This is a genomic window from Lactobacillus sp. UMNPBX6 (genome assembly GCF_002553975.1).
Lineage (GTDB): Bacteria > Bacillota > Bacilli > Lactobacillales > Lactobacillaceae > Lactobacillus > Lactobacillus gallinarum.
Map to the genome: position 1 here is coordinate 1 of NZ_PCZD01000092.1, position 4,154 is coordinate 4,154.

A 4,154-nucleotide genomic window follows, 5' to 3' on the forward strand; every position below is an offset into this window, starting at 1 on the left:
GTAGACGTTGGTAAGAGAAATGGAAAGCACGAATAGTCCAAAATGTATGAAAATAAAACATAGTCATACATTTGCTTACATTTTTTATAGCAGAAGCACTACGCAAAGAAAGAATAAAATTAGGACTAACACAGGATCAAATGTGTGCTGGGATCCTTAGTCGTCCTTTTTACGCAAGGATTGAAAGTGGCAAAAATCGCATAAATGCGGAGAGCTTATTTAAAATATTGCTTGAGCATCAAGTTGATCTAGTAGAGTTTTGTGATCTTATTCAAGATGATTATACGTCAGAAGAACGAAAAGTTGAGAAGCAATTTGAATTTAAAATGAATCTAGCAGTTAGTGCAAAAGATACTGAAGCTTTGGATAAGTATTGTCAGCAGATAATGAATTCATCTAATAATGAGGTTTTGAAGTTGCGAGCATTAATTACTTCGGCAGATTTTAAGGGTGAAACTGACAAGATTGATGTAGAAATCAGGACGAAGATAAAAGCTGAGTTTGATGGAGGGAATAATTGGCTTGAGCGACCAGACCTACTGCGATTATTGGCTAATACGATGCCGATGTGGCCACAAGATGAATTGGACTTTTTAATTGGGCGCTTGCTTGATTTTGCAAAAAAATCTGAGCTTTCAGAGTTAACGACTGAAAGATATTTAAGATTGCTAGAAAATTATCTGGTGGTTTGTTACGACAGAAAGGTTCATAAGAAAACTACACATTTTGATCATATTGATGACGCGATGGAATATATTATTGATGCTACTGAGTCGTTTCACTTGATGATTTATAGAATTGAAGTGTTTTATATGAAAGCATTATTTTTGGATCAAAAGGACAAGACAAAAGAGATTAGACAGGATCTTGGTGTATTAGGCTATAAAAACTTTATTGCTAGTTGGCCTGAGTAATAATTTGTAACAAATATGATACAAAGTCAATCGCAGGAGAACTTACATGATTTAAAATAATAGTTGAAGACTTAGATGGAAGGAAAAACTTAAGTTAATGCAAGTCGACGTTGCTTCAATTGTAACTGCAGTAGTAATCTTAATTGCTGTTGTAATAATTATTATGAAAAAAGAAAGCAAAATATCTGGAATAGCAATTATTGCTGTTGGTGTGGTATTTCTAATAGATTCATGCTTTCTTAGATATAAACCAGTTATGCAACTAGTAGTATTATCGATCTTTTTTATTATGCTTGGTATATTTTGGATCATTAAGAGCTATAAGAAATAAGTAAATCCAAAAATTAATGGAAATCGAATATATGATTTAGAAGAAACAAGGTAAAATAAATTGCGTGAATCATTACTAAGTCCCAAACTTTATCAAGCTCTAAAATACATTTTAGCTGTAACACTGATAATAATCTTAATCTTGCCATTACCAGCAATTAATCAGAAAAAGATCAATTACTGGCTGGTAGGATCATATTGTCTAGTCCTGGGCGATTGGTTAGCTACTTGGATGCAACATCATCATATTCATTGGGTTATTAACATAATCATGGGATACGTAATAGCGTTCATTATTTGTGTAATACTGTATCTCTACACAGCAATGATTTAATTGAAAACAGACATAAAAACACCGAAGTTCAAAATCTGAGCTTCGGTATTTTTTCTATCTATTTTCTTCCTGTGCAGCCAAGTGATTGATCGGACCCCATTTTGAACCAACATCAATTGGGTGAGAAATTGCAGCGTAAGTAAAGTCCTTACCAATTTTTATAGCATCAATTACAGACTTTCCCTTAGCTAATTCTGCCGCAATAACTGCGGAGAGAGTATCACCTGTGCCATTCACGCGATCAGTCTTAAAGAAAGGCTTGGTAAATTCGTGAAATGCGCCATCTTCAGTCAACAAAATATCAGTTACTTCAGTCTGATTATCTGAGTCATGACGTCCCTTCATCAAGACATTTTTAGCACCCATCTCTTGTAGTTTTTTAGCGCCTGCGTGAATTTCTTTCTTATTATTTAGCTTCAAGCCAGTTAGCTTTTGTTGTTCATAAAAGTTAGGCGTAATTACATCGGCTAGCGGCAATAATCTGTCTAAGAAGGTCTGGTAGGCATCATCGTCAAGTAGGGTGGCACCGTGCTTAGTGATGATGACGGGATCAAGCACGATTTTACCCATGTCGTATTTTTCAAGATTATCGGCAACGCAATCGATAATTTCCTTGTTAGCCAGCATCCCTGTCTTAGTCGCATTAATCTTGAAGTCGTCGTTTAACACATCGAATTGCTTTTGGATAAAATCAAGCGGCATAATTTGTTGGGCAAAAATTCCTTTTGTATTACCAGCTACAGCCGCGGTCATCAGCCCCATGCCATAAACGCCCCGTGCATAGAATGAATGCAAATCTGCTGGCATTCCTGCACTACCATCACTATCGTTACCCGCAATTGTTACCGCAATTTTTTGATTTTTTTCCATTAAAATGCCCTCCTTAAAAAATCCTTATAAAAATTATACCGTATCTATTACATTAACTGCTAGAATCTGCATTAGAAAAACAGTAATATTATAAGAAAGCGCTTTTGCAGAAAAGAGAATAACTATGACAGAAAAATATATTTTAGCAATCGATGAAGGAACCACCTCTACTAGAGCAATTATTTTTGACCATGATGGACGTGAAGTTGCTTCTGCCCAAAAAGAATTTCACCAATATTTTCCAGAGCCTGGCTGGGTTGAACATGACGCTAATAAAATCTGGATGGCGGTCCAAACAACAATTGCCAATGCTTTTATTAATTCGGGCATTTGGCCTAATCAAATTGCCGCAATTGGCATTACCAACCAACGTGAAACGACCGTTGTTTGGGACAAGGATACAGGTGAGCCAATTTATCATGCAATCGTTTGGCAGTCACGGCAGACAACAGAATTAGCTGAAAAATTAAAAAAAGAAGGCTATAGTGATGAAATTCGTCAAAAAACAGGCTTAATTATTGACCCATACTTCAGTGCAACTAAGATTCGCTGGATTCTTGATCATGTACCTGGCGCGCAAGAAAAAGCTGAACAGGGAAAGTTGCTTTTTGGTACGATTGATAGTTGGCTAGTTTGGAAGTTAACTGATGGTGCTAAACACGTGACTGATTACACTAATGCTTCACGGACCATGCTGTTTAATATTCACACGCTCAAGTGGGATGACGATATTTTGCATTTGCTCAATATTCCTAAGCAAATGTTGCCTGAGGTGCGCTCGAATTCAGAGATTTATGGTGAAACAGCGTCATATATGTTCTTTGGTGGACAAGTGCCAATTGCTGGGATGGCCGGTGACCAACAGGCAGCCTTATTTGGTCAACTAGCTTTGAAACCAGGAATGGTGAAAAACACATATGGCACCGGTGCCTTTATTGTGATGAACACAGGGGACAAGCCAACAGACTCTAACAATAATCTGTTAACGACCATTGGTTATAGCATTAATGGTAAGATTACTTATGCTTTAGAAGGATCAATCTTTGTGGCTGGTAGTGCAATTCAATGGCTACGCGATTCGATGAAGTTGATTAAGCATGCACCGGATTCTGAACAGGCAGCTTACGAATCAACTTCTGAAAATGAAGTTTATGTTGTGCCAGCATTTACGGGGCTGGGTGCACCTTATTGGGATGCGGAAGCGCGAGGATCAATTTTCGGTGTTACACGTGGAACAACAGATAAGGATATTATCAAAGCCACGTTGCAATCCCTTGCTTATCAAACTCGTGATGTTGTTGATACGATGCAAAAAGACTCTGGTATTAAGATCCCGAACCTGCGAGTTGATGGCGGCGCAAGTAACAACAACTATTTAATGCAGTTCCAGGCAGATATTTTAAATATCAAGATCGAACGGGCTAAAACGCTAGAAACTACTAGTTTGGGCGCCGCATTTTTGGCAGGTCTTGCCGTTGATTATTGGAAAAATACGGATGAGTTAAAGCATATTTTCAAGATTGGGCAAGCCTTTGAGCCTAAGATGCATGAAGCAGAAAGAAATAAACTATATTCAGGCTGGCAGCGTGCAATCAAGGCAACGCAAGTTTTTGCACATGATTAGTGATGTATAATAAAATATAATATATTAATACGCGTGGTGCTAGTTAAATCGTTTTAGTTACTAAAAAAGTCCAATCTTGTTA

Annotated in this window: 3 protein-coding genes; 2 read left to right on the forward strand and 1 reads right to left on the reverse strand. The window is 37.3% G+C overall.

Annotation, left to right across the window (positions count from 1 at the left end; translation table 11 throughout):
• Positions 1 to 71: 71 nt before the first annotated feature.
• Positions 72 to 914, forward strand: coding sequence for a helix-turn-helix domain-containing protein (locus tag CP357_RS09620; protein ID WP_255404994.1), 843 nt, complete (start codon positions 72 to 74; stop codon positions 912 to 914).
• Between the two features lie 718 nt (positions 915 to 1,632).
• On the opposite strand, the gene thiD is transcribed toward CP357_RS09620, so the two are convergent.
• A complete protein-coding gene (gene thiD, locus CP357_RS09635; RefSeq protein WP_057727003.1) occupies positions 1,633 to 2,448 on the reverse strand; it encodes a bifunctional hydroxymethylpyrimidine kinase/phosphomethylpyrimidine kinase in 816 nt (271 codons plus the stop codon).
• A gap of 124 nt (positions 2,449 to 2,572) precedes the next feature.
• Between thiD and glpK the strand changes: the two genes are divergently transcribed.
• A complete protein-coding gene (gene glpK / locus CP357_RS09640) occupies positions 2,573 to 4,072 on the forward strand; it encodes a glycerol kinase GlpK (RefSeq protein WP_098037194.1) in 1,500 nt (499 codons plus the stop codon).
• Positions 4,073 to 4,154 lie beyond the last annotated feature (82 nt).

What these genes read in the sequence shown, in the direction of transcription:
- thiD (WP_057727003.1), bottom strand. Translation starts at nt 2,448, where the DNA reads ATGGAAAAAAATCAAAAAATTGCGGTAACAATTGCGGGTAACGATAGT.
- glpK (WP_098037194.1), top strand. Translation starts at nt 2,573, where the DNA reads ATGACAGAAAAATATATTTTAGCAATCGATGAAGGAACCACCTCTACT.